This is a genomic window from Streptomyces sp. NPDC048191 (assembly GCF_040652655.1).
Classification (GTDB): Bacteria; Actinomycetota; Actinomycetes; order Streptomycetales; family Streptomycetaceae; genus Streptomyces.
The window spans coordinates 22,775-46,741 of sequence record NZ_JBEZMO010000035.1; the positions used below are offsets into that span (position 1 = coordinate 22,775).

At 72.5% G+C, this 23,967-nt stretch carries 23 protein-coding genes and 1 pseudogene; 8 read left to right on the forward strand and 16 right to left on the reverse strand.

The window, feature by feature from the left end; all coding sequences use genetic code 11:
* The first annotated feature begins 3 nt into the window (after nucleotides 1-3).
* The 5 genes from AB0D93_RS35750 (at nucleotide 4) to AB0D93_RS35770 (ending at nucleotide 4,886) form a co-directional block, all read left to right on the forward strand.
* Entirely contained in the window at nucleotides 4-723 is a 720-nt protein-coding gene (locus tag AB0D93_RS35750) for a ferredoxin reductase (protein ID WP_362129074.1), read from the forward strand.
* A 275-nt stretch (nucleotides 724-998) separates the two neighbouring features.
* The gene (locus AB0D93_RS35755; protein ID WP_362128930.1) at nucleotides 999-1,583 is read left to right on the forward strand and encodes a DUF3592 domain-containing protein; all 585 of its coding nucleotides are present in this window, start codon (nucleotides 999-1,001) and stop codon (nucleotides 1,581-1,583) included.
* Between the two features lie 184 nt (nucleotides 1,584-1,767).
* Nucleotides 1,768-2,736 (forward strand): acetylxylan esterase, encoded by a 969-nt coding sequence (locus AB0D93_RS35760; RefSeq protein WP_362128934.1) that lies wholly within the window; start codon nucleotides 1,768-1,770, stop codon nucleotides 2,734-2,736.
* 110 nt (nucleotides 2,737-2,846) lie between these two features.
* Nucleotides 2,847-4,013: a serine hydrolase domain-containing protein gene (locus AB0D93_RS35765; RefSeq protein ID WP_362128937.1), complete on the forward strand. Its 1,167-nt coding sequence runs from the start codon at nucleotides 2,847-2,849 to the stop codon at nucleotides 4,011-4,013.
* 129 nt (nucleotides 4,014-4,142) lie between these two features.
* Nucleotides 4,143-4,886: a GntR family transcriptional regulator gene (locus tag AB0D93_RS35770; protein WP_362128940.1), complete on the forward strand. Its 744-nt coding sequence runs from the start codon at nucleotides 4,143-4,145 to the stop codon at nucleotides 4,884-4,886.
* On the opposite strand, the gene AB0D93_RS35775 is transcribed toward AB0D93_RS35770, so the two are convergent.
* Both AB0D93_RS35775 and AB0D93_RS35780 read right to left on the reverse strand, forming a co-directional pair.
* Nucleotides 4,856-5,608, reverse strand: a complete 753-nt coding sequence (locus AB0D93_RS35775; protein WP_362128943.1) for a class I SAM-dependent methyltransferase — start codon at nucleotides 5,606-5,608, stop codon at nucleotides 4,856-4,858. The genes AB0D93_RS35770 and AB0D93_RS35775 overlap by 31 nt on opposite strands.
* A 4-nt stretch (nucleotides 5,609-5,612) precedes the next feature.
* Entirely contained in the window at nucleotides 5,613-6,176 is a 564-nt protein-coding gene (locus AB0D93_RS35780; protein WP_362128946.1) for a PadR family transcriptional regulator, read from the reverse strand.
* Between the two features lie 73 nt (nucleotides 6,177-6,249).
* Between AB0D93_RS35780 and AB0D93_RS35785 the strand changes: the two genes are divergently transcribed.
* Complete coding sequence (locus AB0D93_RS35785) at nucleotides 6,250-6,648, forward strand: nuclear transport factor 2 family protein (protein WP_362128949.1); 399 nt, start codon at nucleotides 6,250-6,252, stop codon at nucleotides 6,646-6,648.
* A 40-nt stretch (nucleotides 6,649-6,688) separates the two neighbouring features.
* Here AB0D93_RS35785 and AB0D93_RS35790 read toward each other — a convergent pair whose 3' ends face one another.
* Together AB0D93_RS35790 and AB0D93_RS35795 are read right to left on the reverse strand one after the other, a co-directional pair.
* Nucleotides 6,689-7,603, reverse strand: coding sequence for a hypothetical protein (locus AB0D93_RS35790; protein ID WP_362128952.1), 915 nt, complete (start codon nucleotides 7,601-7,603; stop codon nucleotides 6,689-6,691).
* Nucleotides 7,604-7,882: 279 nt separating this feature from the next.
* Nucleotides 7,883-9,148, reverse strand: a complete 1,266-nt coding sequence (locus AB0D93_RS35795) for a cytochrome P450 (RefSeq protein WP_362128955.1) — start codon at nucleotides 9,146-9,148, stop codon at nucleotides 7,883-7,885.
* A gap of 339 nt (nucleotides 9,149-9,487) precedes the next feature.
* On the opposite strand from AB0D93_RS35795, the gene rho reads away from it, so the two are divergent.
* Entirely contained in the window at nucleotides 9,488-10,636 is a 1,149-nt protein-coding gene (gene rho, locus AB0D93_RS35800; protein WP_362128958.1) for a transcription termination factor Rho, read from the forward strand.
* Between the two features lie 104 nt (nucleotides 10,637-10,740).
* A pseudogene (locus AB0D93_RS35805) lies at nucleotides 10,741-11,574 on the forward strand (serine hydrolase); the annotation flags it as partial.
* Between the two features lie 59 nt (nucleotides 11,575-11,633).
* Here the strand turns inward: AB0D93_RS35805 and AB0D93_RS35810 are convergent.
* The 12 genes from AB0D93_RS35810 to AB0D93_RS35865 all read right to left on the reverse strand — a co-directional run bounded on the left by AB0D93_RS35810 (nucleotide 11,634) and on the right by AB0D93_RS35865 (nucleotide 23,684).
* A complete protein-coding gene (locus AB0D93_RS35810) occupies nucleotides 11,634-13,010 on the reverse strand; it encodes a glycosyltransferase 87 family protein (protein ID WP_362128961.1) in 1,377 nt (458 codons plus the stop codon).
* A complete protein-coding gene (gene mptB, locus AB0D93_RS35815; RefSeq protein ID WP_362128964.1) occupies nucleotides 13,007-14,410 on the reverse strand; it encodes a polyprenol phosphomannose-dependent alpha 1,6 mannosyltransferase MptB in 1,404 nt (467 codons plus the stop codon). The genes AB0D93_RS35810 and mptB overlap by 4 nt, the downstream gene beginning before the upstream one ends.
* 211 nt (nucleotides 14,411-14,621) lie before the next feature.
* On the reverse strand, nucleotides 14,622-15,560 hold the full coding sequence (locus AB0D93_RS35820; RefSeq protein ID WP_362129077.1) for a glutaminase: 939 nt from the start codon (nucleotides 15,558-15,560) through the stop codon (nucleotides 14,622-14,624).
* Between the two features lie 50 nt (nucleotides 15,561-15,610).
* Nucleotides 15,611-17,023, reverse strand: coding sequence for an aspartate ammonia-lyase (gene aspA, locus AB0D93_RS35825; protein ID WP_362128967.1), 1,413 nt, complete (start codon nucleotides 17,021-17,023; stop codon nucleotides 15,611-15,613).
* A 134-nt stretch (nucleotides 17,024-17,157) separates the two neighbouring features.
* Nucleotides 17,158-18,174, reverse strand: coding sequence for an asparaginase (locus AB0D93_RS35830; RefSeq protein ID WP_362128970.1), 1,017 nt, complete (start codon nucleotides 18,172-18,174; stop codon nucleotides 17,158-17,160).
* A gap of 41 nt (nucleotides 18,175-18,215) precedes the next feature.
* On the reverse strand, nucleotides 18,216-19,655 hold the full coding sequence (locus tag AB0D93_RS35835) for an amino acid permease (RefSeq protein ID WP_362128973.1): 1,440 nt from the start codon (nucleotides 19,653-19,655) through the stop codon (nucleotides 18,216-18,218).
* Nucleotides 19,652-20,386, reverse strand: a complete 735-nt coding sequence (locus tag AB0D93_RS35840; protein WP_362128976.1) for a FadR/GntR family transcriptional regulator — start codon at nucleotides 20,384-20,386, stop codon at nucleotides 19,652-19,654. The genes AB0D93_RS35835 and AB0D93_RS35840 overlap by 4 nt, the downstream gene beginning before the upstream one ends.
* A gap of 118 nt (nucleotides 20,387-20,504) precedes the next feature.
* Nucleotides 20,505-21,341 (reverse strand): undecaprenyl-diphosphate phosphatase, encoded by an 837-nt coding sequence (locus AB0D93_RS35845; protein WP_362128979.1) that lies wholly within the window; start codon nucleotides 21,339-21,341, stop codon nucleotides 20,505-20,507.
* A gap of 75 nt (nucleotides 21,342-21,416) precedes the next feature.
* Entirely contained in the window at nucleotides 21,417-21,791 is a 375-nt protein-coding gene (gene crcB / locus AB0D93_RS35850; RefSeq protein WP_362128982.1) for a fluoride efflux transporter CrcB, read from the reverse strand.
* Nucleotides 21,788-22,168 carry a DUF190 domain-containing protein gene (locus tag AB0D93_RS35855; RefSeq protein WP_362128985.1) on the reverse strand — a complete coding sequence of 127 codons (381 nt, stop codon included), beginning with the start codon at nucleotides 22,166-22,168 and terminating at the stop codon, nucleotides 21,788-21,790. Before AB0D93_RS35855 ends, crcB (AB0D93_RS35850) begins: the two co-directional genes overlap by 4 nt.
* Nucleotides 22,165-22,626, reverse strand: coding sequence for a fluoride efflux transporter CrcB (gene crcB, locus AB0D93_RS35860; protein ID WP_362128988.1), 462 nt, complete (start codon nucleotides 22,624-22,626; stop codon nucleotides 22,165-22,167). Before crcB (AB0D93_RS35860) ends, AB0D93_RS35855 begins: the two co-directional genes overlap by 4 nt.
* An 89-nt stretch (nucleotides 22,627-22,715) precedes the next feature.
* Nucleotides 22,716-23,684, reverse strand: coding sequence for an SMP-30/gluconolactonase/LRE family protein (locus AB0D93_RS35865; RefSeq protein ID WP_362128991.1), 969 nt, complete (start codon nucleotides 23,682-23,684; stop codon nucleotides 22,716-22,718).
* Nucleotides 23,685-23,967: the final 283 nt, after the last annotated feature.

Consider the following 23,967-nt stretch of genomic DNA (forward strand, 5'->3'; position numbering starts at 1 on the left):
GCGGTGCCCGGGCGCATCGCGGTGAACGGCGAGGTGGCCGCCCTGTGGCAGACCGCCACGCTGACGGAGATCCGGCGCGAGACGCCGCACGCGGCCACCTTCCGGCTGGCGGTGCCGCGCTGGGCGGGGCATCTGCCGGGCCAGCACCTGATGCTCCGGCTGACCGCTCCGGACGGTTATGTGGCCCAGCGCCACTACTCGATCGCCTCGGCGCCGGACGACTCCGGGCACATCGAGCTGACCCTGGACCATGTGCCGGACGGCGAGGTCTCCGGCTGGTTCCACACCGTCGCCCGCCCCGGGGACACGCTGGAGGTGCGCGGGCCGCTGAGCGGTTTCTTCGCGTGGCCGGGCGACCGGCCCGCGCTGCTGATCGGCGCGGGCTCCGGGATCGTCCCGCTGATGTCGATGGTGCGGCACCACCGCAGGCGCGGCCTCACCGTGCCGCTGCGCATGCTGGTGTCCGCGCGCAGCCCCGAGGAGCTGATCTACGCGTCGGAGCTGGGCACGGAGACGACGCCCGTGTTCACCCGCAGCGCCCCACAGGGGGTTCCCGTGGGACGTATGGCCGCCGCACATGTGGCGCCCCTCCTGGCCGAGCAGCCTTCCACTGGATGGGAGGCCTACATCTGCGGATCCAACGCCTTCGCCGAACACGCCTCCCGGCTCCTGGTCTCGGCGGGCCAGCCGACGGACCGGATCCGCATCGAACGCTTCGGCTGATCCGCCCCGTCGCACACCGGCCGGTCGCGCTGTTCGCAGCAGGCCGGCCGGCGGGCCGGATCCGCTTCGCACGTCGGGTGGTCCCGTGGGCGTGGGGCGCGTGGCGGGTTTCCGTGCTCCAGGTGGACTTGAACTGGCGGCTCTTGGAGTGAGCGAGGTGCGCCGTACGGGGTACGAGACGGGTGTGGACGCTCGTGTGCGTGCGCGGCGGGGGGTGACGGGCCTTGTGGACGGGCCCGTCGGCTCTGCGGCTCCGACGGTGCGAGGAGGTGGACATGCGTACCGGGGTGCGGGGCTGGCGCTGGCGGCGCAATCCGCTGCGGCGCCGTGCAGATGTCGTGGAAGCCTGGACGCTGCTGGTCGTCGCCGTCCTGCTGTTCCTCGTCACGCCGCTGGTCGGCGTCGCCGCGGGGCTGCACGCGCATGACGAGGCCCGGAGCCTCGCGGCCGCTCAGCGGGCCGAGCGCCACCAGGTGCGCGCGAAGGTGATCGCCGACCGGCCCGAGCAGTTGACCGCCATGGAGGGCGACCGGGAGCACCCGTACCGCGCCGAGGTCCGCTGGGCCGAGCCCGGCAGGGGAACGCGCACGGCGTGGGCCCGGGTGCCGGCGGGGACCCGCACCGGTGACACGGTCGCCGTGTGGTTCGACGCCCGGGGCCACAGTGTGGCGCCGCCACCGGACGACGCGGCGGTCCTGCAGCACGCGGTGACCGTGGGGCTGTGCGCGGCGGGCGGTGCGGCGGCGGTGGTGTTCCTCGTGCACGCAGTCGAGCGCCGGATCGCGCTGCGCCACCGGCTGGCCGAGTGGGAGCGCGAGTGGGCGCGGACGGGACCGAGGTGGACCCAGCCACTGACCTGACGGCGACCCGATCACTGCGCCGAAAGCGCCCGTCGCGGGGCAGCCGGGGGCAAGCGCTTACTCGCCGGTGACCAGCAAGGAACGCGCCCGGAAGGATGGCGCGAAGCGGTCGTGGGCCTGGCCCGTCCTCCGATCACCCACGTACGGTGAGCTGACGCTGTTTCCTTCACAAAGGCGGTTGTTGATGGCCCTGTTCGACCTTCCTCTCGACGAACTCCGCGCACACCGCAGCGAGTCCACCGAGCCCGAGGACTTCGACGCCTTCTGGGACAAGACCCTCGAGGAGGCACGCGAGCACGAGCTGGACGCCCGCTTCGAGCCCGTGGACACCGGGCTGTCCACGGTCCAGGTGTACGACGTGACGTTCGCGGGCTTCGGCGGCCACCCGGTCAAGGGCTGGCTGCGACTCCCGGCCGGCGCCACCGAACCCCTGGCGCTGGTCGTGGAGTTCATCGGCTACGGCGGCGGGCGCGGACTGCCGCACGAGAACCTGCTGTGGGCGTCGACCGGCCGGGCGCACTTCGTGATGGACACCCGGGGCCAGGGCAGCGCCTGGGGCGGCGGGGGCGGCACACCGGACCCGGTGGGCGCGGCGCCCGCGTACCCCGGCTTCATGACCCGCGGCATCGACGCACCCGAGAACTACTACTACCGCCGGGTGTTCACGGACGCCGTACGCGCCGTCGAGGCGGCCCGCTCGCACCCGCTGACCGACGCGGAGCGGACCGCGGCGGTCGGCGCCAGCCAGGGCGGCGGCATCAGCCTGGCCGTCGGCGGCCTGGTCCCCGACCTGGCCGCCGTGGTCCCGGACGTGCCGTTCCTGTGCGACTTTCCGCGCGCCACGACCCTGACGGACCGTCACCCCTACCGCGAGGTGGGCCTGTTCCTCAAGACCCACCGCGGGCGCTCGGCGGAGGTGCAGCGCACGTTGTCCTACTTCGACGGGGTGCACTTCGCGGCCCGGGGCCGGGCACCGGCGCTGTTCTCGGCTGCGCTGGAGGACCAGACCTGCCCGCCGTCGACCGTGTTCGCCGCGTTCAACGCGTGGGCGCACGAGGACAAGGCGATCGAGGTCTACGACTTCAACGACCACGAGGGCGGCGGCCCCTTCCACGAGGCGGAGAAGCTGCGCTGGCTACGTTCACGCGCCTGATCCCGCGGGCGGGCGCGCGGGCACTTCCCTCCAGTCCGACCAGTCGGTACGTTCGGTGCACCCGGGCCGCAGCGCCGCGGCCGCGGGTGTCCGGCGACGACGGAGGTGCCATGCCCGCGCACGAGATCCAGGTCCACGGCCACTGCGACACGCGTTTCACCGCGGTGCGGGAGGCGTTCGAGGAGAACTTCCGGGAGCGGGGCGAGCTGGGCGCCGCCGTAGCGGTGACCGTCGACGGCACCACGGTGGTGGATCTGTGGGGCGGCTGGGCGGACGCCGCCGCCACCCGACCGTGGGAGCGGGACACGCTGGTCAACGTCTGGTCCACGACGAAGGGCCCGGTGGCCCTGTGCGCGCACCTGCTCGCCGACCGGGGGCTGCTCGACTTCGACGCGCCCGTCGCCACGTACTGGCCGGAGTTCGCGGCGGCCGGCAAGGAGAAGGTGCTCGTACGGCACCTGCTGTCGCACCGCGCCGGGCTGTCCGGACTGCGGGAGCCGCACTCCCTGGCCGAGCTGTACGACTGGGAGCTGACGGCCGCCCGCCTGGCGGCGACCGAGCCGTGGTGGGAGCCGGGCACGCGGTCCGGGTACCACGCGCTGACGTACGGCTTCCTGGTGGGCGAGGTCGTGCGGCGGATCTCCGGGTTGCGGCCGGGCGCCTTCCTGGAGCGGGAGGTGATCGGGCCGCTCGGGGCCGACTTCACGATCGGGCTGTCGGCGAAGGAGGCCGGCCGGGCGGCCGAGCTGGTACAGCCGCGTGCCGCGTCCGGCAGCGAACAGGCGGCGATCTTCAGCCAGTTGGCGCCCGCCGCGGTGGCGGCGCTGACGAACCCGGTGGTGGGTGCGGCGGCGGCGAACACACCCGAGTGGCGGGCGGCGGAGATCCCCGCGGCGAACGGACACGGCACGGCCCGCGCCGTCGCGGCGCTGTACGGCGTCTTCTCCGGACGGGGCGCACACGGCGGGCGGCGGTTCCTGTCGCCGGAGGCGGCGGAGCGGGTGCGCGAGAGCCAGGGCAGCTGCCGTGATCTGGTGCTGGGCGCGGGCTTCGAGGGGGAGACCGAGGCGGGGCTCGGCCTGTGGCTGAGCGGCCCGCAGGGCTCGTACGGGCCCAACCCACGGGCCTTCGGCCATGACGGGTTCGGCGGTTCGTGCGGGCTCGCCGACCCGGAGGCCGGCGTGTCGCTGGGGTACGTCATGAACCGGATGGGACCGCGCATCGCCGACGACCCGCGGAAGATGGCACTCATCGGCGCCCTGTACGACGCCCTGTGACGACCGGGGCGCGCGGGTGTGTTTCGGCCGAACCGGCAGGCGGCTCTTCCCTCGTGGTTTAGACCAATGCTAATTGTGGTCGCGCACTGAGTCCGCACGGCTACGTCTTGTCACAACAGGAGGCGCGGCATGGCCCGCACCACCCCGCACGAACCCGCACCGAGCGACGACCTGCCCCTGTACGGGCGGATCGCGGCGCTGCTGCTCGACGAACTGCGCGACGGCACCATTCCGCCGGGTGAACGGCTCCCGGGCGAACGGCACTTGGCCACGCACTTCCAGGTCAGCCGGGAGACGGTCCGGCAGGCGCTGGAGGTGCTGCGGCGCAACGGTCTGGTCGCCACCGACCGGCGGGGCAGCCATGCCACGCTGCCCGCCCGTCCGGTCGAGGCCCCCGGGACGCCGGCCTTCCCGCTGGGCGCCCGCTCGACGGACCCGGCCGCGGTCGACCGGGCCACGGTGACCTGGGAAACGCCCCCGCCGGAGCACGCGCGGGCACTGGACCTGGCCCCGCACCGGCCAACGCTGGTCCACCGCTACCGGTCGGCCACACCGGACGGCCGGTCGCTGCGGACGGCCGTGACATCGTTCTCTGCGGTGGCGCTGGCGGAGGTCGCGGAGCTGGCCCGGTACCGGGGACGGGCCGACGGCGCCACCCCCGCGCAGCTGCGGCGGGCCTACGACTGGATGCGCAAGGCCGGCCTGTCGCTGCACCACCGCGACTCCATCACCCAGGTCGACGGCGCCTCCTCGGTGCGGGTGACCCGGCAGGTGCACGACCAGTACGCCCGGCCGCTGGAGATCACCGACCTGCTGGTCGACGCCGAACGGGACACCCTGGTCTACGAGTTCACGCTGCCCGCCGCGGGCTGAGCGCGCCGGGCCACCACAAGCCGGGCCCGTGGGCTGCCGTCGTCACGCCGTCCGAGCTCGGGCAGGGCCCGCAGCTCGACGGTGAACCCGGCACGCTCCAACTCCCCGAGCACCCGGCCGAGCCGGAAGGCCCGGTAGTACATGACGAACGGCGGCCGCCAGAGCGCGTTGCGCACCCGCATCACCGCGTCGAAGCCGAGCAGCATCCAGAAGCCGGCCCGCGTCGGACGGGGCGGGGCGAGCACCGGGAACGCGAACCGGCCGCCCGGGCGCAGGACGGAGTGCACCTGGGCGAACAGCCCCGGCAGTTCACGCGGGAGAAAGTGACCGAACGCCCCGAAGGACACCACGAGGTCGAAGGCGGCCCGCAACGGCAGGGCACGGGCGTCACCGCGCACCCAGGCGACCTCGGGCCCGCCGGCGGGCCGCACCCGGCGCCGGGCGACGTCCAGCATGCCGGCGCTGAAGTCGACCCCGGTCACGCTCCGCCGGCACAGCCCGGTCAGCACCTCCACGCCCGCGCCGGTGCCGCAGCACAGGTCCAGTCCGTCCTCGAACGGGCCGAGCGGGGCGAGCGCCTTCGCCACGGACCCCAGGACCTCGTCGGGCGTCCGGAACGGCGTGCGGTCGAACTTCGGGGCGAGCAGGTCGTAGCCGCGCTCCACGGACGACAGCGCCTGGACCGCGAGTTCGCGCAGGCTGGGACCCTGGGGACCGAACATCTCCTCAGCCTAGGGCCACCCGCTCCGCCAGGACCGCGAGGACCCGGTCGCACCAGCGCAGGATCTCCTCTTCGAAGCCGATCCCGGCCATGAGGGTGAGGTACGGGCCGACGCGGTCCGCGGTGCGCAGATACTCGTCCTCGCTCCTGCCGTCGAGGAGGCGGGCCTGCACCCGGCGGTAGCGGTCCAGCTTGCCGCGTGCCCATCCCCTGCGCTCCTCGACCAGCGCGCGGGTGACCTCCGCGTCGCCGCCGTCCATCGCCTGGATCTTGATGAGGAGCTCGTCGCGTACGGCGGTGGGCCGCTTCGGCGGCTCGGTGGCGAAGGCGCCGAGCTCCGCCCGGCCGGCCTCGGTGAGCGTGAACATCCTTTTGTTCGGTCGCCGCTCCTGCTGCACCGTCCGGGCCTGGACCAGTCCGTCCTGCGCGAGGCGCTCCAGCTCGCGGTAGAGCTGCTGCGGGGTGGCGGGCCAGAAGTTCGCGAGGGAGACGTCGAACGACTTCGACAGCTCGTAGCCCGAGGCCTCGCCCTCCAGCAGGGCGGCCAGGACGGCGTACTTGAGCGACATGTGGACAGGTTAGCAGTCGTTGATTAATCTCATCCGCACCTATTCAATTAATTGACTATGCGAGGTGAGTCCGATGCAGGCGTTCCGTGCGGCGGTCGAGGCCGGCGACATCGATGCGGTGGAGGCGCTGCTGGCCGAGGACGTCGTCTTCACCAGCCCGGTCGTCTTCAAGCCGTACCCGGGCAAGGCGATCACCGCGGCGATCCTGCGTGCGGTCTCCCAGGTCTTCGAGGACTTCCGGTACGTCCGCGAGATCGGCGCCCCCGCCGGTCCCGACTCCGCGCTGGTCTTCTCGGCCCGGGTGGGCGACCGGGAGCTGACCGGCTGCGACTTCCTGCACGTGAACGAGGACGGTCTGATCGACGAGCTCATGGTCATGGTCCGCCCCCTGTCCGGCGCGCACGCCCTCGCCGAGGCCATGGGCGCCCGGTTCGACGACATCGTGAAGGAGGCGGAGGCACGGTCGGCGTGAGCGCGCCCCCAACCGACGCGCGCTGGGCCGGGCGTGCGGGTCAGTCCTTGAGCTGCCCCAGTGTGGCCTTGCCGTCCTTCTTCAGCCAGGCGCCCACGTCACCGAGCGCGGGCGGGTTCTTGTCCTGGTCGTACGAGGTGAAGTAGGCGCTGTAGCTCATCGTGTACGTCACCCAGCCGTCGCGGACGGCGAGGGTGGCGTAGCGGGAACCGCTGCTGGAGGAGCCGGTGGTGGTGTCCTGGCTGACGAGGTAGGCCTCGTCGCCGATGCCGCTGACCGGGGAGACGTCGTAACCCGTGTGGCTGTCGCCGTAGTTCTTCCACGTGGCGGTGAACTCGGGCCCCGGGTCGGTCTTCTTGTGCAGGTCCAGTTGCATGGAGAGGTACGCGTCGGCGTACGAGGAGCCCGTCTTCTTCAGGCCCAGGCTGCAGTAACTCTCGTCCAGGGCCACGTTCTTGAGCGAGGTCTTGGTGGGTGAGGAGTCGTCCTCGGGATACTCGTCCTTGAAGGACGAGTAGTCGGCGCTGGAGCACATGTTGGAGGGCGCCGCGTAGCCGCGCAGGTCCGCGCTGTCGCTCTTCCCTCCGACGAGGAGGACACCGCCCGCCCAGGCGGCGGAGGCGACGACCGCGCCGACCGCGGCCCACAGCACCGCCTTACCGGCCCCGCCGCCACCGGACGGGGGCACGGGCACCGCGGGCCCGAACTGAGGGGCCTGGGCGTAGGGGTTCACCGGCTGCGGCCGGCCGAACTGGTCCGGTTGCCCCGGCTGGGGCTGGGCGGCGGGGCCGCCGACCAGCGTGGGCTGGGCGTAGAAGTTGCCCGGCGGCGGGGACTGCGGGTTCGGGTAGGGGTAGGCCGTCGGCTGCGACGGGACGGCCGGCGCTTGCGTCGGCTGCTGGGGCGGCGGAGCAGGCTGGTCGGCCGGCTGCGGGGGCTGCGGTGGCGTGGACATGTCCTGAACATAGTCCACGGTTGACGGTCAAGTCCCTTGTCGTCCGGGATCGTTATGGTCTGGGGATGTCTGGTGCGGTTCCCCGGCATGACGCAGCCCGGGGAATCTCGTGGGGCGGGTCGACGGCGAGGAGCCGGGGCGCACGGCCCCGGCCCGCCACGCCGAGGGTCGCACTGTCGTCGCCGTCGCCCATGAGGTTGGCTCCGTTGACGAGGCAGGCGCCCGTGCCACTGATGAAGGCGACCGTCCCGGACGGTGTTCGTGGGGCTGGTACGCGGCTCAGGCTCCGCGGGACGCGGCGGGTGCGAGCCGGACCGGCAGGGTGCGCACGCTGTTGCCGACGAAACCGGCGTGCGGGGCCGGATCGGCTTCCGGAGCGGCGAGTTCGAGGCCGGGGAAACGGGTGAAGAGCCGCTCCAGCGCGATGCCGGCCTCCAGGCGGGCGAGCGGCGCGCCGAGACAGTAGTGCGCGCCGTGGCCGAGCGAGAGATGGCGTACGGCGCCGGGCCGGGCGGGACGGGTGACGTCGAAGCGATCGGCGTCCGGGCCGTGTGCGGCCGGGTCGCGGCCGGCGGCGGAGTAACCGGCGAGCACGGGGGTGCCGGCGGGGATGGACGTGCCGTCGACGACCAGGTCGCGCACCGGGTACCGGAAGGGGAAGTAGCTGACCGGGGCGTCCCAGCGCAGGGTCTCCTCCACCACGTCGGCCCAGCTCGCCCCGCCCGCGTGCACCAGATCGAGCTGGTCGCGGTGGGCGCACAGGGCACGGACGGCGTTGGTGATGAGGTTGAGCGTGGTCTCGTGCCCGGCGACGACCATCAGCAGGAGCGTACCGATCAACTCCTGGTCGCCGAGCCGGTCGCCACCCTCGTCCCGGGCGGCGATGAGCGCGCTGGTGAGGTCGTCCGCGGGCGCCGCCGCCTTCGCCGCGGCGATCTCGCCGAGGATCGCGAGGAGTTCACGGTTGGCGGCGATGGCCTCGGCCGGCTCGATGTCGGTGGCCACCACCCGGTTGCTGAGCTGGTGCAGCCGGTCACGGAACCGGGCGTCCACGCCGAGGAGTTCGCAGATCACCCCCATCGGCAGGGGCAGGGCGAAGTGCCGCCGCAGATCGGCGACACCGGCTCCGGCGTCCGCGGCCCGGGCCAGGTCGTCCAGCAGGGACGCGGTCAACTGCTCGACGCGGGGCCGAAGTTGTTCGACTCGTCGAGGGGTGAAGGCGCGACCGACCAGGGACCGCAGCCGCCGGTGGTCCTCACCGTCGGCGGTGGTCATGCCCTGCACGGTGGCGAAGGTGAGCAGGGGCCAGCCCACGGGGATCCGCCCCTCCCGCAGGTCCGTGAAGTGGCGTGCGTCCTTGGCCACTTCGGGATGCTGCAGGAACTCCTTCAACGCCTCGTGCCCGAGCACGGCCATCCCCCCGATCCCGCCGGGCAGTTCCACCGGGGCCACGGCACCGTCCGCCAGCAGCCGCGCGTTGACGGGGTGCGGGCAGCCGCCCGAGGGGTCCAGACGGTGCGGGGGCCGGGCGGGAGTGGTCTCCACAGGTTCTTCTCCTGGTGCTCGGGCGAAGGGTGGGCGTGGCTCAGGGAGGGAATGGACGCGGACGGCATCATGTTGACCGAAGCGAGCGCACGGGTATAGTGCGATCAGCGCATGTGCGTGTCCCGTCGTACGGACACCGTGTCGCCGTCCTCTCCATCCGCCCCTTGGCCGAGGTTTCCGACCGGCCCGGGCATCTTCTCCGCACCACCTCGTGACCAGAGCGTTCTCCCGCACCCGAGGTGGCGTTCCCGCCGCACGGAGGCAGTCGCCGACGCCTCCCGCTCGCGGCCTCTCCCCCCTTCCCCCTCTCTTCTTCCGTCCGTGAAAGGACCTCCCACCATGACCACCACACTCGAACACCCTCCCGTGGTCCAGCAGGCCCCGGCCGCCCGGCTCGTCACCGGTGTCCTCGACATCGACGCGCACGGGAAGGGGCACCTGCGCGCCACGAGCCTCCTGCCCTCACCCGCCGATCCGCAGGTCCCGGCCGCCCTGATCCGGCGCCTCGGACTGCGCAAGGGCGACCTCGTCGAAGGGGTCCGGGGTGCACAGCGTGCCCTGACCGAGGTCACGCGCGTCGACGGACGCGACCCGGCGGACCTTCGCGGCCGGCGTCACTTCCGCGACCTCACCCCGCTCCACCCGCACGAGCGCATCCGCCTCGAACACCCCGCGTCCGGACTGGCCGGACGCGTCACGGACCTCTTCGCGCCGGTCGGCAAGGGCCAGCGCGGACTCGTCGTGGCCCCGCCGAAGAGCGGCAAGACGGTGCTGCTGCAGCAGCTGGCCGCCGCCGTGGCCGGCAACCACCCCGAGTGCCGGCTGATGGTCCTGCTGCTGGACGAGCGCCCGGAGGAGGTCACCGAGATGCGCCGCTCGGTACGCGGTGAGGTGTACGCCTCCACCTTCGACCGGGCGGCCAAGGAGCACATCGCCCTCGCCGAGCTGGTCGTCGAGCGGGCCAGGCGCCTGGTGGAGGCCGGCGAGGACGTCGTGATCCTGCTGGACTCGCTGACCCGGCTGTGCCGGGCGCACAACAACGCCTCCGCCGCCGGGGGCCGTACCCTGAGCGGCGGTGTCGACGCGGGTGCCCTGCTCGGCCCCAAGCGGTTCTTCGGTGCCGCCCGGCAGGCCGAGGAGGGCGGCTCGCTGACCATCCTCGCCACCGTCCTGGTGGACACCGGCTCCCGCGCCGACGGCTACTACTTCGAGGAGCTGAAGAGCACGGGCAACATGGAGCTGCGCCTGGACCGGGAGTCCGCCGCCCGGCGCCTCTTCCCCGCCGTGGACCTCGACGCATCCGGCACCCGCCGCGAGGAACTGCTGCTCACCCCGGAGGAGTTGACGGCCGTACACGGCCTGCGCCGCGTCCTGCGCTCCCGGGAGGGCGGTCCGTCCGGGCTGGAGACCCTGCTGGAGCGGCTGCGCTCCACCCCGGACAACGCCGCGTTCCTGCGGCAGATCCGGCCCACCCTGCCGGCCGGCTGACCCCACCGCCGCCCGGGGGCCGGGGTCCGGCCTCCGGGTTGCTCGCGTAGGCCGAACGGCCCTTGCCGCGCGAGCCAGGCCCGAAGCGTTCGTACGTTGATCATATGATTACCGGACTTTCTCATCGGGTGGCCGTATCGGCCTGCTCCCTGTGCGCGGCGGGCGTGCTGGCGCTGGCTCCGGTCGCCGCCGCCTCCGGGCCGCGGCCCGGCGAACCCGCCCCGCCCGGACCCCGGGCCACGCTGCCCGGGCCGTCCCTGCTGTACCACTCCGGCATCCAGGTCCGGCCGCACCGGGACGCGCCCGAGCTGCCAGACGTCTCGGCGCTGTCCTGGGTGGTGTCCGACGCCGGCAGCGGGGAGGTGCTGGCCGCGAGCGACGCGCACCGCAAGCTGCCGCCCGCGAGCACCCTGAAGACCCTGTTCGCCCTGACCCTGCTGCCGTCCCTGCCCGCCGGGATGGAGCACACCGTGCGCTACCAGGAGCTGGCCGGCATCGGCGCCGGCAGCAGCCTGGTCGGCGTCCAGGAGGGGCACTCCTACCAGGTGGCCGACCTGTGGCGGGGCGTCTTCCTCAGCTCCGGCAACGACGCCGTGCACGTGCTCGCCTCCATGGGCGGCGGCTGGAAGGCCACGGCCAAGCGGATGCAGGCCAAGGCGCGCTCGCTCGGCGCCCTGGACACCCATGTCGTCTCCCCCGACGGCTACGACGCCGACGGCCAGGTGTCCTCCGCCTACGACCTGGCCGTCTTCGGCCGGGACGGGCTGCGCAACCCCGACTTCGCCCACTACTGCTCCACCGCCGAGGCGTACTTCCCCGGCGACGGCGCGTCGTTCGGCATCCGGAACACCAACCGGCTGCTCACCGGAGCGAACGGGGTGGCACGGTATCCCGGCCTGATCGGCATCAAGAACGGCTACACCACCAACGCGGGCAACACCCTGGTGGCCGCGGCCCGCCATGGCAGCCGCACGCTGGTGGTGACCGTGATGCACCCTCAGACCGGCGGCGGGTTCACCGTGTACGAGGAGGCCCGGAAGCTGCTCGACTGGGGCTTCGAGGCGGCCGGACGGGTGGATCCGGTCGGCTCGCTGGACGGGCTGCGCGTCAAGCCGCGGCAGCCGTCGGTGACCGCACCGGTCGCCGCCGCCACCTCGGCGGACGACGACCGGGGCTGGTCGGGCAGGGCCGTCGTCGCCGGCCTCGCGGGGCTCGGCGCGGCAGCCGTGGTGGTGGTACTGCGGGCCGTGGTCAGCCGGATCAGGCGTGGCTGACCCGTCGGCAGGCCGAGCAGCAGGCCCAGTGTGATCCAGGTGTAGGTGTTGCTGCCCAGGAAGCCGCCAATGCCCGAGGCGTCGTCGAACCACAGCCAGACCACACTCGTGCACAGGACCGCGTACAGCGCTCCCGCGATCCGCGGGCGCCCGGCACGCAGCAGTACGGCGAAGGACGGCAGGAGCCACACCAGGTGGTGCACCCAGGTGATGGGGCTGACCAGACAGGCCGCCGCCCCGGTGAGCGCGAAGGCCGCCGTCCAGTCACCCGCCGTCACCGCCCTGCGGGACCGCCACGCCCAGACCCACAGGGTGAGCAGGACCGCCGACGCCCACAGCGCGCCGCCCGGCTCGCCGAGCCGGGCCAGCACCCCCTGGAGCGACTGGTTCGACACATAGTCGAGCCGTCCCACCCGGCCGGTGTCCCACAGCGCCTGGGTCCAGTAGAAGCGGGACGCCCGCGGGTCCGCCCACCCGGCCAGCGCGGTCGCCGCGGCGGCGACGGCCGTCGCGACACCGGCCGCCCGGCGCCGGCCGGCGAGCAGCAGCAGGCCGATGAACAGGGCGGGCGTGAGCTTCACGGCCGCGGCGAGACCGATCCCGGCGCCCGCCCAGCGCTCCCGGCCGGTCGCCAGCAGCAGGCAGTCCCCCATGACGAGGGCCAGCAGCACCAGATTGACCTGGCCGAAGCTGAAGGTGTCCCGCAGCGGCTCGAACAGCGCCAGCAGACACAGGCACAGCGACCAGCGGTACCAGCCGTGCCGCCGCCAGTCGGGCCCGGCCAGGATGCGCAGGATCACCCCCAGCGCGGCCAGGTTCACCAGCAGGGAGGCCACGATCGCCGAGGTCCGGCCCAGCAGGGCAAGCGGCAGCATCGCGACCGCCGCGAACGGCGGGTAGGTGAATCCGTACGCCGTGCCCGGCACCCGGTAGTCGTAGATGCGGCCGCCGTGGTGCGCCCAGGTGTGCACGGTGCCGTAGTAGACGCGCAGGTCGAAGAAGTCGCGCAGCAGCGGCACGGTGGCCGTGAAGACGGTGACCGCGGCGCCGAGGACGAGGACCAGCAGCAGACGGGCCCTGGTCGTACGGGGCCCGCTCACGCCATGCGTCCCGGTGCCGGGGCCTGGGCCGCCTGGTGGGCCTGCCACAGGACGACCACGCCGAGCACCCCGCCGGAGACGGCGAGCACCAGTTGCCCGGGGTCGGCGGGGCCGCCGCTGGGCAGGACGGCGAGCGCCAGGACGCCCGCCAGGGCCGCGACCCGGTGCCGTATCGAGGTGCTGGGCGCGGCGGCGGCGATGAGGAACAGGCCCCACAGGACGTACCAGGGGCGGATCGCCGGACCGAAGACGGCGACCGTCAGCAGGCTCAGTCCGAGGGCGTACACCGGTCTGAGGCGCAGGCGGAGCCATATCAGCGCCACGGCGACGGCGGTGGCCCCGAGGCCGAGCAGGTGCCAGGCCGGCAGCGCCAGCGGGGCCAGGTTGCTGCCGAGGTGTTCCAGCAGGGCGCCGGTGGCGCGGCCGAGCAGGCTGGTCAGCGCCCAGTTGTGCGGGGAGACGGGGGTGTCCAGGGCGCCGATCCAGCCATAGCCGGTGCCGGCGACGGCGGTGGCGGCGACCGTGGTCACGGCGGAGGCGGCCGCCGCGGTCAGGACGGCCGGCACCGGGCGCCGGCCGGCGCGGACCTGGAGGGCCACGACCGCCGGCAGACCGAGCGCGGCCGGCGCCTTGACCAGGGCGGCCAGGGTGACGAGGACGGCTGCGACGACCCCGCCGGCCGGCCGGTCCCCGCGCGCGGCGACCAGGCCGAGCCCCAGCAGGCCGAGCATCAGGGCGTCGTTGTGGGCGCCCGCCACCAGGTGCAGCAGGACGAGCGGGTTCAGGGCGCCGAGCCAGAGCGCGGCGGCCGGGTCGGCGCCGCTGTGCCGGGCGAGGCGGGGCAGCGCCACCGCCATCAGGGCCACCCCGAGCAGGGCGACCAGGCGCATGCCGAGCAGGCCGGCCGGCAGCCGGCCGTGGGTCAGGCCGGACAGCGCGGAGGCCAGGGCCAGGAAGGCGGGACCGTAGGGGGCGCCGGTGTGCTGCCACATCGGGGCCACCTCGTCGGCGAGCGGGCCGCCGAGCTGGGCGGGTCCGTGGGCGTAGACGTCCATGTGGGCGTCGACCATGGCGCCCTGCGCCAGGTAGCTGTAGACGTCCCGGCTGAACAACGGCGGCGCGAGCAGCAGCGGTGCCGTCCACACGGCGAGCACCAGCAGCAGGGAGCGCGGAGTGGGCGGCTGGGGGCCGCGCACCAGGCGGCCGAGCAGCATCCAGGCCGCTATCAGCAGGACGACACCGAAGTACACCCCGACCAGACCGAGCGCCACCTGCGCCGAGGCGGGGGCCAGGAGATCCTGCACGGGCAGGGCACCGGCCGTCTCACCGCCCAGCGCGAGAAAGGCGGTGCCGGCCAGCCCGAGCACCTGGCAGCGGCGGAGATCGACGGGAAATGCCATGGCCAACACTGGTGCAGCGTGTCAACGCAGGATGGCCGGAAGGCGACGGCAGCCCTGCCGGGCGGGGGCCGCGATGTAACCGGTGGGTGAGGGAGAGTGCGTTGCCGGCCGCGGTACGTCGTGCGTTGTCGCGCCCACACGGCGGAGCGGTATGTCGCCACCCCGCGCCCGTTCAGCGGCGCCTGCCGGGGCCCCCTTGGGACACGTCCGGTCAGAAGACCGAGAGCCCGGTCAGGGTGGTGAACCGGTCGAGGGCCGCCACTCCGGCCACGGAGTTGCCCCGCTCGTCCAGACCCGGGCTCCACACGCACAGCGTGCACCGGCCCGGCACGACCGCGATGATCCCGCCGCCGACCCCGCTCTTGCCGGGCAGGCCCACGCGGTAGGCGAAGTCCCCGGCCGCGTCGTACGTCCCGCAGGTCAGCATCACCGCGTTGACCTGTTTGGCCTGGCTGCGGGTGAGCAGCCGGCCGCCGTCGGCGCGGATGCCGTGCCGGGCGAGGAAGCCGGTGGCGAGGGCCAGGTCGGCGCAGGAGGCGGTGACGGAACACTGCCGGAAGTACTGGTCGAGGAGGACCGGCACGTCGTTGTCGATGTTGCCGTAGGACGCCATGAAATGGGCGAGGGCGGCGTTGCGGTCGCCGTGCGTGGTCTCGGAGGCCGCGACCTCCTTGTCGAAGTCGAGGGAGGCGTTGCCGCTCTCGGCCCGCAGAAAGGTCAGCAGTTCCCCGGCCGCGTCTCCGGTACGGGTCTGGAGGCGGTCGGTGACGACGAGGGCGCCCGCATTGATGAAAGGATTCCGCGGGATGCCGTTCTCGTACTCCAGCTGCACCAGGGAGTTGAACGGGTTGCCGGAGGGCTCGCGGCCCACGTGCTCCCAGAGTTCGTCGCCCTCGCGGGCCAGGTCCAGGGCCAGGGTGAAGACCTTGGTGATGGACTGCGTGGAGAACGGCTCGCGCCAGTCCCCCACCCCGTACACCGTGCCGTCCAGCTCGGCGACGGCCATGCCGAAGCGGCGCGGGTCGCAGGCGGCGAGGGCCGGGATGTAGTCGGCCGCCCGGCCCCGCCCGGGCGTGCGCTCCATCTCCTCGGCGATGCGCTCCAGGACCGGCAGGAAGGTGAGGGACGACGTCGTTGTCATGATCACTATTGTGCCTCCCGCTCGGGCCCGGAGCGTAATCCAGTGTGCGTCTTGGCAGGTCAGGCGGCAGGTGCCCCGCTGCCGGCGAGGATCTCGGGGCGCAGCAGCCCGGCGAGCCGCTCGGCCGGCAGCAGGCCCTTCTCCAGGACGAGTTCGGCGACTCCGCGGCCGGTGACGAGGGCCTCCTTGGCGATCTCGGTGGCGGCCGTGTACCCGATGTGCGGGTTGAGGGCGGTGACCAGGCCGATGGAGTTCTCCACGGTGGCGCGCAGCCGCTCGGTGTTGGCGGTGATGCCGGACACGCAGCGCTCGGCCAGGGTGAGGCAGGCGCTCTGCAGGTGGGTGACGGACTCCGACAGGGAGTGCAGGATGATCGGCTCGAAGGCGTTGAGCTGGAGCTGGCCGGCCTCGGCGGCCATGGTGATGGCGACGTCGTTGCCGATCACCTCGAAGGCGACCTGGTTGACCACCTCCGGGATCACCGGGTTGACCTTGCCCGGCATGATGGACGAACCGGCCTGTACCGGCGGCAGGTTGATCTCGCCGAGGCCCGCGCGCGGACCGGAGGACAGCAGCCGCAGGTCGTTGCAGCTCTTGGAGAGCTTGACCGCGATCCGCTTGAGTACGCCGGACATCTGGACGAAGGCGCCGCAGTCCTGGGTGGCCTCGACCAGGTTGGCGGCGGTGACCAGCGGCAGCCCGGTGATCGCGGCGAGGTGCCGGCGGGCGGCCTCGGCGTAGCCGGCCGGGGCGTTGAGACCCGTACCGATCGCCGTGGCGCCCAGGTTGATCTCATGGATCAGCTCGACGGCCTCGGCAAGGCGGCTGCGGTCCTCCTCGATCATGACGGCGAACGCGGAGAACTCCTGACCGAGCGTCATCGGCACGGCGTCCTGCAACTGTGTACGGCCCATCTTGAGCACGTCACGGAACTCGACGGCCTTGCGGGCGAACGAGTCCTGCAGTACAGCCATCGCCTTGAGCAGTCCGCGGACCGCGAAGACGGTCGCTATCTTGACGGCGGTCGGATAGACGTCGTTGGTCGACTGGCCCAGGTTGACGTCCTCGTTGGGGTGCAGATACCCGTACGCGCCCTTCGCGTGGCCGAGGAGTTCCAGCGCACGGTTGGCCACGACCTCGTTGGCGTTCATGTTGGTGGACGTGCCGGCGCCGCCCTGGATGACGTCGACGACGAACTGGTCGTGCAGCCCGCCCGCCCGGATCTCCCGGCAGGCGGCCACGATCGCGCGCGCCTTCTCCGGCGCCAGCAGGCCGAGTTCCTCGTTGGCGAGGGCGGCGGCCTCCTTGACGGCGGCGAGGGCGTCGATCAGGTGCGGGTAGGCGGAGATCGGGGTCCCGGTGATGGGGAAGTTCTCCGTGGCGCGCAGGGTGTGCACACCCCAGTAGGCGTCGGCGGGTACGTCCCGGTCGCCGAGCAGATCGTGTTCGCTGCGGGTGGCGGCGGCGGTCATGAGGAAACGGTCCTCTTTCTGAGGTACGGAGGTGGGAGCGCCCCGAAAGGGGCGCCCGGGGAACTGCGCGATCAACCACAGATGGCCGGCGGACCGGCGACTGACCCGCGGTCCCCCGCTGAATCGGTGAATTCCTACGCGCAGGCGGGAAGCTCAAAAGGGTCCAGCGCGCGCACCGCACGCACACGACCCACCGGCTCCCCACCGCCCAGCAGCGGCTCCCCCGCGAACTCGGTCAGCAGCTCAGGGTCGACGCCCGCGCGAGCGAGCGCGGCGGCCGCGACCGGAACGCGGGCGCGATTCGCCCCGTCGGCGATCTTCACCGCGATGGCCCGGCCGTCGGGCAGCGCAGCGACCTGCACACCCTCGAAGCCGTCCTTGGCCAGCAGCCCCGGCACGGCCCGCATCAGCGCCGCGACGTCGCGCCCCGAGCCGGAGGCCATCTCGGCGTGCGCGCGCATCGCGTCGGCGACCTGGGCCTCGGGCGTGCCGGGGGTCGCCGTGGTGATCCGGGACAGGGCGCGGGCCAGGCCGTGCAGGGAGATGGAGAACAGCGGTGCGCCACAGCCGTCCACGGTGACCCGGGCGGCCTGCTGGCCGGTCAGGTCCTCGACGATCTCCTGGATCGCCTGCTGGAGCGGGTGCTTCGGGTCGAGGTAGTCCGTGAGGGACCAGCCGTTGATCTTCGCGGTCCACAGCATGGCCGCGTGCTTGCCGGAGCAGTTCTGGGCGAGCCGGGAGGGCGCCCGCCCCTCGCGCACCCAGGTGTCCCGGACGACCGGGTCGAAGGGCATGTCGGGGACGTTGCGCAGGTCGTCCTCCGTGAGCCCGGCGAGTTCGAGGATCCGCCGGGTACCGGCGAGGTGCCGCTCCTCGCCGGAGTGGCTCGCGGCCGCCAGCGAGAGGAGTTCGCCGTCGAGGGGCAGTCCGGCCCGCAGCATGGCCACGGCCTGGAGGGGCTTGACGGCCGAGCGCGGGTAGAAGGCGGCCTCGATGTCGCCGAGCTGGAACTGCACCCGGCCGTCGGTGCCGAGGACGACGACGGAACCGTAGTGGATGCCCTCCACGACCCCGCCGCGGACGAGGTGGGCGACGGGGGCGTGGAGGGGCTCGCGGACGATGGGTGCGTCTGCGGGGGAACTGCTGTACATCACTGCCTGCATCGATGGGTCGGGGCGGGCCGGGTCACGGGTCACGCGTCGGCGCCGGTGGATGTGCGGGACGTGCGGCCGCGGACGGCGTACCAGCCCGCGACCAGCGCTGCGACGATCAGCGGCAGACAGAGCACGGTGGTGCGTCCGGGGCCGCCGTCGGCGTACATGAGGACCAGGACGGAGGCGAGGAACGCCAGCGTCACCACTTCGGTCCAGGGGGAGCCCGGCAGCCGGTACGACGGCCGGATCAGTTCGCCCTTCCGGGTCTTCCGCCAGAAGAACAGGTGACAGACCATGATCATGCCCCAGGTCGCGAGGATGCCGATCGCCGCGAAGTTGAGGACGATCTCGAACGCGTCGGCGGGGACGACGTAGTTGAGGCCCACGCCGAGGACACAGATACCGCTGGTGAGCAGGATTCCGCCGTACGGGACCTGGCTGCGGCTCATCTTCGCGGTGAACTTCGGCGCCGAGCCGCTCACGGCCATGGAGCGCAGGATGCGTCCGGTGGAGTACAGGCCGGAGTTGAGCGAGGACATGGCGGCGGTGAGCACGACCAGGTTCATCACGTCGCCGGCCGCGGGGATGCCGATGTGCGAAAGCACCGTCACGAAGGGGCTCTCACCGGCGCTGTACTTGTTCCAGGGCATCAGCATGGACAGCAGCACGACGGAGCCGACGTAGAACAGGCCCACGCGCCACATGATCGAGTTGATCGCCTTCGGCATGATCTTCTCGGGGTTCTCGGTCTCACCGGCGGCGACGCCGACCAGCTCGACGGAGGCATAGGCGAAGACGACGCCCTGGATGATCAGCAGCATCGGCAGCAGGCCGTTGGGGAACACGCCGCCGTTGCCGGTGATCAGGGACGGACCCGGGTGGTGGCCGGCGACCGGGTGCTGGGTGACCAGCAGGAAGATGCCGATGGCCATGAAGACGACCAGCGCGGAGACCTTGACGATCGCGAACCAGAACTCCAGTTCACCGAAGATCTTCACCGAGATCAGGTTCACGGTCAGCACGACGGCGAGGGCGACGAGCGCGATCACCCACTGCGGGATGTCGGAGAACATGCCCCAGTAGTGGGTGTAGGTGGCGACCGCCGTGATGTCGGCGATGCCGGTGGTCGCCCAGTTCAGGAAGTACATCCAGCCGGCGGTGAACGCGCCCTTCTCGCCCAGGAACTCCCGCGCGTACGACACGAAGGCGCCGGAGGACGGCCGGTACAGGACGAGTTCGCCGAGGGCGCGCACGACCAGGAAGGCGAAGACGCCGCAGACGGCGTACGCGATGAACAGGGAGGGCCCGGCGTCGGCGAGCCGGCCGCCCGCGCCGAGGAAGAGGCCGGTGCCTATGGCTCCGCCGATGGCGATCATGTTGACGTGCCGGTGCTTCAGGCCTTTGCTGTAGCCGGCGTCTCCGGCGTCGACATGGCCGGACGAGGGGCGCGTCTCGTCTTTGAGGTGCTGCTCGCTCACGCCTCGAGTCCGCCTTCCGTGGGGAGGTCGTCCGTCCGCTGGGGACGCACGATGTCGGTGAGGGTCGTCTCGACGCGGTCCAGGTGGTGGCTCATGGCCTGAACCGCGTCGTGTTCGGAACCGTCGATCAGCGCCTCGACGATGGCCCGGTGTTCGCGGTTGGACTGCTCGCGGCGGCCGCCCAGTTCGTTGAGGAAGGCCGACTGACGCGCCAGTGCGTCGCGGATCTCCTCGATGACCCGGCGGAAGACCGGGTTCTGGGCGGCCTCGGCCACGGCGAGGTGGAAGAGGGTGTCCATCGCGACCCAGGCGGTCGTGTCCGTCTCCCGCTCCATGCGGTCGAGCAGGTGGGCCAGGTGGTCCAGGTTCTCCGGGCTGCGGCGCAGGGCCGCGTATCCGGCGACGGGGATCTCGATGTGCCGGCGCACCTCCAGCAGGTCGCTGGCCGCGTAGTCGCCGAAGGTGGGGTCCTCGACGGCACTGGCGACGACGAAGGTGCCCTTGCCCGTCCGGGAGACGGTCAGGCCCATCGTCTGCAGCGCGCGCAGTGCCTCGCGGAGCACGGGCCGGGACACCTCGAGGGTGCGGCACAGCTCGGCCTCGGAAGGCAGCTTGTCGCCGATGGCGTACTGGCCGCGCTCGATGGCGCTGCGGAGGTGGCCGAGGACCGCTTCCATGGCGCTCACACGCCGGGGACCCAGACCACCTGTCTGGCTGTCTGACAGGTTCACGGGAGCGATCCTGCGGGTTGCGTGGCGGGACTGTCAAGGCATCCCGTAAGGAAACATTCACGGGGTGCGGCGCCTGAATGCAGGCATCCGCACCCCGTGGGTGATCAGGAGAGTCCGGTCAGGCGCTGAGGACGTCGGTGGCGAGCAGGCCGAGCAGGCCCACACCGATGACGATCCGGTAGATCACGAAGGCGTTGAAGGAGTGCTTGGCGACGAACTTCAGCAGCCAGGCGATGGAGGCGTAGGCGACCACGAACGACACGATGGTGCCGACGGCCAGCGGGGCCGCGCCCACGCCCGCGCCGAGGGCGTCCTTGAGCTCGTAGATGCCGGCGCCGGTCAGGGCCGGGATGCCGAGGAAGAAGGACAGCCGGGTGGCGGCGACGCGGTCGAGGTCCAGGATGAGCGCCGTGGACATGGTGGCACCGGAACGCGAGAAGCCGGGGAAGAGCAGGGCGAGGATCTGGGAGCAGCCGACCCACATCGCGTCCTTGAACGACGTGTCGTCCTCACCCCGCTTGTGGCGGCCCATCTGGTCGGCCGCCCACATCACCGCAGAGCCGACGATCAGCGAGCCGGCGACCACCCACAGCGAGGCCAGCGGGCCGTCGATCAACGGCTTGGCGGCCAGGCCCACCAGGACGATCGGGACGGTGGCGGCGATCACCCACCAGGCGAACTTGTAGTCGTGGTGGTAACGCTCCTCGCGGTTGGTCAGACCGCGGAACCAGGCGGAGACGATCCGCTTGATGTCCTTGAAGAAGTACACGAGCACGGCGGCGATGGCGCCGACCTGGATGACGGCGGAGAAACCGACGACGGACTTGTCGTCGACCGGGATGTGCATGAGTCCCTCGACGATCTTCAGGTGACCCGTGGAGGACACCGGGAGGAACTCGGTCACCCCCTCGACGATGCCGAGGACGGCGGCTTGACCGACGGAGATGGCGCTCATGGGATCCAGTTCTGGGGAGAGTTGGTCGACAGTGCTGTAGACAGTACTTGCTGCGCCCGGCCCTCTGGCAAGCGCCTAGGCCCACAGGGCGTGCGCGAGCGAGACACCGGCGAAGGCCGAGGCGAGGCCCGCCATCACGCTCGCGACGACGTTCACGGCAGCGTAGAGCCCGGAACCGGCCTCGGTCAGCCGCAGGGTCTCGTAGGAGAAGGTCGAGTACGTCGTCAGCGCGCCGCACAGCCCGGTGCCCACCAGCAGCTGCACGTGGGGCCCCGCGGCACCGGTGGAGACCGCGCCCGTGAGCAGCCCGAGGATCAGGCTGCCGGTGACGTTCACCACGAAGGTGCCCCAGGGGAAGACCGAGTCGTGCCGGGCCTGTACGGCGCGGTCGGTGAGATAGCGCATCGGTGCGCCGACCACGGCCCCCGCGATGACCAGCAGCCAGTTCACAACGACTTCTTACCCTTCGGATCCGTGTCCCCCTGGCCGCCCGCGCGGCCCACGTATCTCACGACCTCGCACTCCTCCAGGGTCACGAGCCCCTCGCCGACGAGTTCGTCCAGCTGCGGCAGGAACGCCCGTACGCGCTCCTCGGTGTCCACCACGACGACCGCCACCGGCAGGTCCTCGCTCAGGGAGAGCAGACGGGAGGTGTGGATGCGGGAGGAGGCGCCGAAGCCCTCGATGCCCCGGAAGACGCTCGCCCCGGCGAGTCCGGCCGCGTGCGCGCGGTGCACGATCTCGGAGTAGAGGGGCTTGTGGTGCCAGGTGTCGTCCTCGCCGATGTAGACGGTCAGCCTGAGGGCCCGGCCGGTGAGTGACGTCATCGCTGCCTCCTGATCAGCACCCGGCGGGCGGCCACCGAGGCGAGCCACACCGCGGCGAGGGCCGCGCACAGCGTCGCGGCGAGATAGGCGAGCCCCAGACCGGGGCGGCCGGCGTCGACCAGTCTGCGGATGTCGACGGCGTAGGTGGAGAAGGTGGTGAAGCCACCGAGCACGCCGGTGCCGAAGAAGGGGCGTACGAGGCGGTGGGCGGCCCACACGTCGGTGATGAGGACCATGAAGACCCCCATCACCGCGCAGCCGCTGACGTTGGTCCAGAAGGTCGCCCACGGGAAGCCCCCGGGCGGCGTGGGCAGGGCGAGGGTGAGCCCGTAGCGGGCGCACGCGCCGAGCGCGCCGCCGGCGGCGACCACCGCGACGACGGGTGCCTGGGAGCGCCACTCGGATCGCCGGCGGGGGGTGGGGCGGGCACGGAGGCTCTCGGCTTCCGGGGCTGTCATGCGCTTACGTCTCCTGTTCGGCCTGCCCCGACGGGTGTGTCGGCCTGCCCCGACGGATGATCACGGCCGGGCACCAGCCTACCGCCGTGTCAGCGGGCCGAGGGACGGGCGCAGACCGCGAGACCGGGCTCCCGGAGGCTGCCGAGGACGAGCTGGTCCCCGACGGGGCAGACGCTCGTGACCATGCGGAATCCGGAGCGGCGGCGGACGAGGTGGCCGACGGTCCGTCCGGTGTCGTCCAGGGCCATCACGCCGATCGTGCCGCCGGGGCGGTACGGCGCGTGTACGGCGGCCCGCGCGGCGGCGGCGCGCACGGCGGGCGGAGTGCGGTGCAGGAGGTCCAGCGGCGGGACCCGGGGGCTCGCGAGGGCGACCCAGAGCGGGCCGTCGGGGCCCTCGCGCCAGAGGTTGTCCGGCATGCCGGGAAGCGTGGCGAAGAGGTCGGCCCGACCGGCGCGCGGGCCGGTCAGGTGGTAGCGGGTGAGGCGGCAGGCGCCGGTCTCGGCCACCACCAGGAAGGAACCGTCACCGCCGACCGCCAGTCCGTTGGCGAACTGCAGCCCGTCCAGGAGGACTTCGGGCTCGCCTCCCGCGGGCGGCAGACGCAGGAGCCGTCCGGTGCCGGTGTGTTCGAGGATGTCACCGATCCACTGGTGGAGCGGGTAGCGGCGGCTGGAGACGGTGAAGTACACGGCGCCGTCCGGCAGGGCGACGACGTTGCTGCAGAAGCGCAGCCGCTCCCCCGCCGCCGAGTCCGCGAGGACACGGACCGAGCCGGCGGCGCCTTCAACGGGATCGACGCGCAGCAGGCCGCGTTCCGCGTCGCACACCAACAGGCCGCCGTCCGGCAGGGGTTCGAGTCCGAGCGGTCGGCCTCCGGTCTCGGCCAGCACCTCCACGCGGGCCGTGTGCGGGTCCCCGATGCCGTGGACGCGCAGGATACGGCCGTCCTCCACTCCGGTTATCACGCGCCCGTACGCGTCGGCCACCACGTCCTCGGGGCCGCGGGCGCCCAGGGAGAGGTGGTGTTGCGGGACGAGTGCCGTGGGTCGGTCCATGTGCGCTGCCCTTCGCCGTCGGTCGGCCCATCCTGCCATCGGGCCACGGGTTCGCCGAGCCCTCGGAGAGCGGCCGTCACGATCGACGGGCTCGACGGCTCCGGCGCCGGCCGACACGACCGGCAGGTTCCGTGATCCACGGACGACTGCACGCCCCGGGCGGCCGACACGATCGGCTGTCTCAGCGGTACCACGCACCACTCCGCGCGGCGGGCCCGGCACGATCGGCTGCCTCGGCGGTACCACGCACCACTCCACGCGGCGCGCCCGGCACGATCGGCTG

Coding starts and splice junctions, on each gene's coding strand:
- AB0D93_RS35755 (WP_362128930.1), top strand. CDS start 999: ATGCGTACCGGGGTGCGGGGCTGGCGCTGGCGGCGCAATCCGCTGCGG.
- AB0D93_RS35760 (WP_362128934.1), top strand. CDS start 1,768: ATGGCCCTGTTCGACCTTCCTCTCGACGAACTCCGCGCACACCGCAGC.
- AB0D93_RS35765 (WP_362128937.1), top strand. CDS start 2,847: ATGCCCGCGCACGAGATCCAGGTCCACGGCCACTGCGACACGCGTTTC.
- AB0D93_RS35770 (WP_362128940.1), top strand. CDS start 4,143: ATGGCCCGCACCACCCCGCACGAACCCGCACCGAGCGACGACCTGCCC.
- AB0D93_RS35775 (WP_362128943.1), bottom strand. CDS start 5,608: ATGTTCGGTCCCCAGGGTCCCAGCCTGCGCGAACTCGCGGTCCAGGCG.
- AB0D93_RS35780 (WP_362128946.1), bottom strand. CDS start 6,176: ATGTCGCTCAAGTACGCCGTCCTGGCCGCCCTGCTGGAGGGCGAGGCC.
- AB0D93_RS35785 (WP_362128949.1), top strand. CDS start 6,250: ATGCAGGCGTTCCGTGCGGCGGTCGAGGCCGGCGACATCGATGCGGTG.
- AB0D93_RS35790 (WP_362128952.1), bottom strand. CDS start 7,603: ATGTCCACGCCACCGCAGCCCCCGCAGCCGGCCGACCAGCCTGCTCCG.
- rho (WP_362128958.1), top strand. CDS start 9,488: ATGACCACCACACTCGAACACCCTCCCGTGGTCCAGCAGGCCCCGGCC.
- mptB (WP_362128964.1), bottom strand. CDS start 14,410: ATGGCATTTCCCGTCGATCTCCGCCGCTGCCAGGTGCTCGGGCTGGCC.
- aspA (WP_362128967.1), bottom strand. CDS start 17,023: ATGACCGCCGCCGCCACCCGCAGCGAACACGATCTGCTCGGCGACCGG.
- AB0D93_RS35830 (WP_362128970.1), bottom strand. CDS start 18,174: ATGTACAGCAGTTCCCCCGCAGACGCACCCATCGTCCGCGAGCCCCTC.
- AB0D93_RS35845 (WP_362128979.1), bottom strand. CDS start 21,341: ATGAGCGCCATCTCCGTCGGTCAAGCCGCCGTCCTCGGCATCGTCGAG.
- AB0D93_RS35855 (WP_362128985.1), bottom strand. CDS start 22,168: ATGACGTCACTCACCGGCCGGGCCCTCAGGCTGACCGTCTACATCGGC.
- crcB (WP_362128988.1), bottom strand. CDS start 22,626: ATGACAGCCCCGGAAGCCGAGAGCCTCCGTGCCCGCCCCACCCCCCGC.
- AB0D93_RS35865 (WP_362128991.1), bottom strand. CDS start 23,684: ATGGACCGACCCACGGCACTCGTCCCGCAACACCACCTCTCCCTGGGC.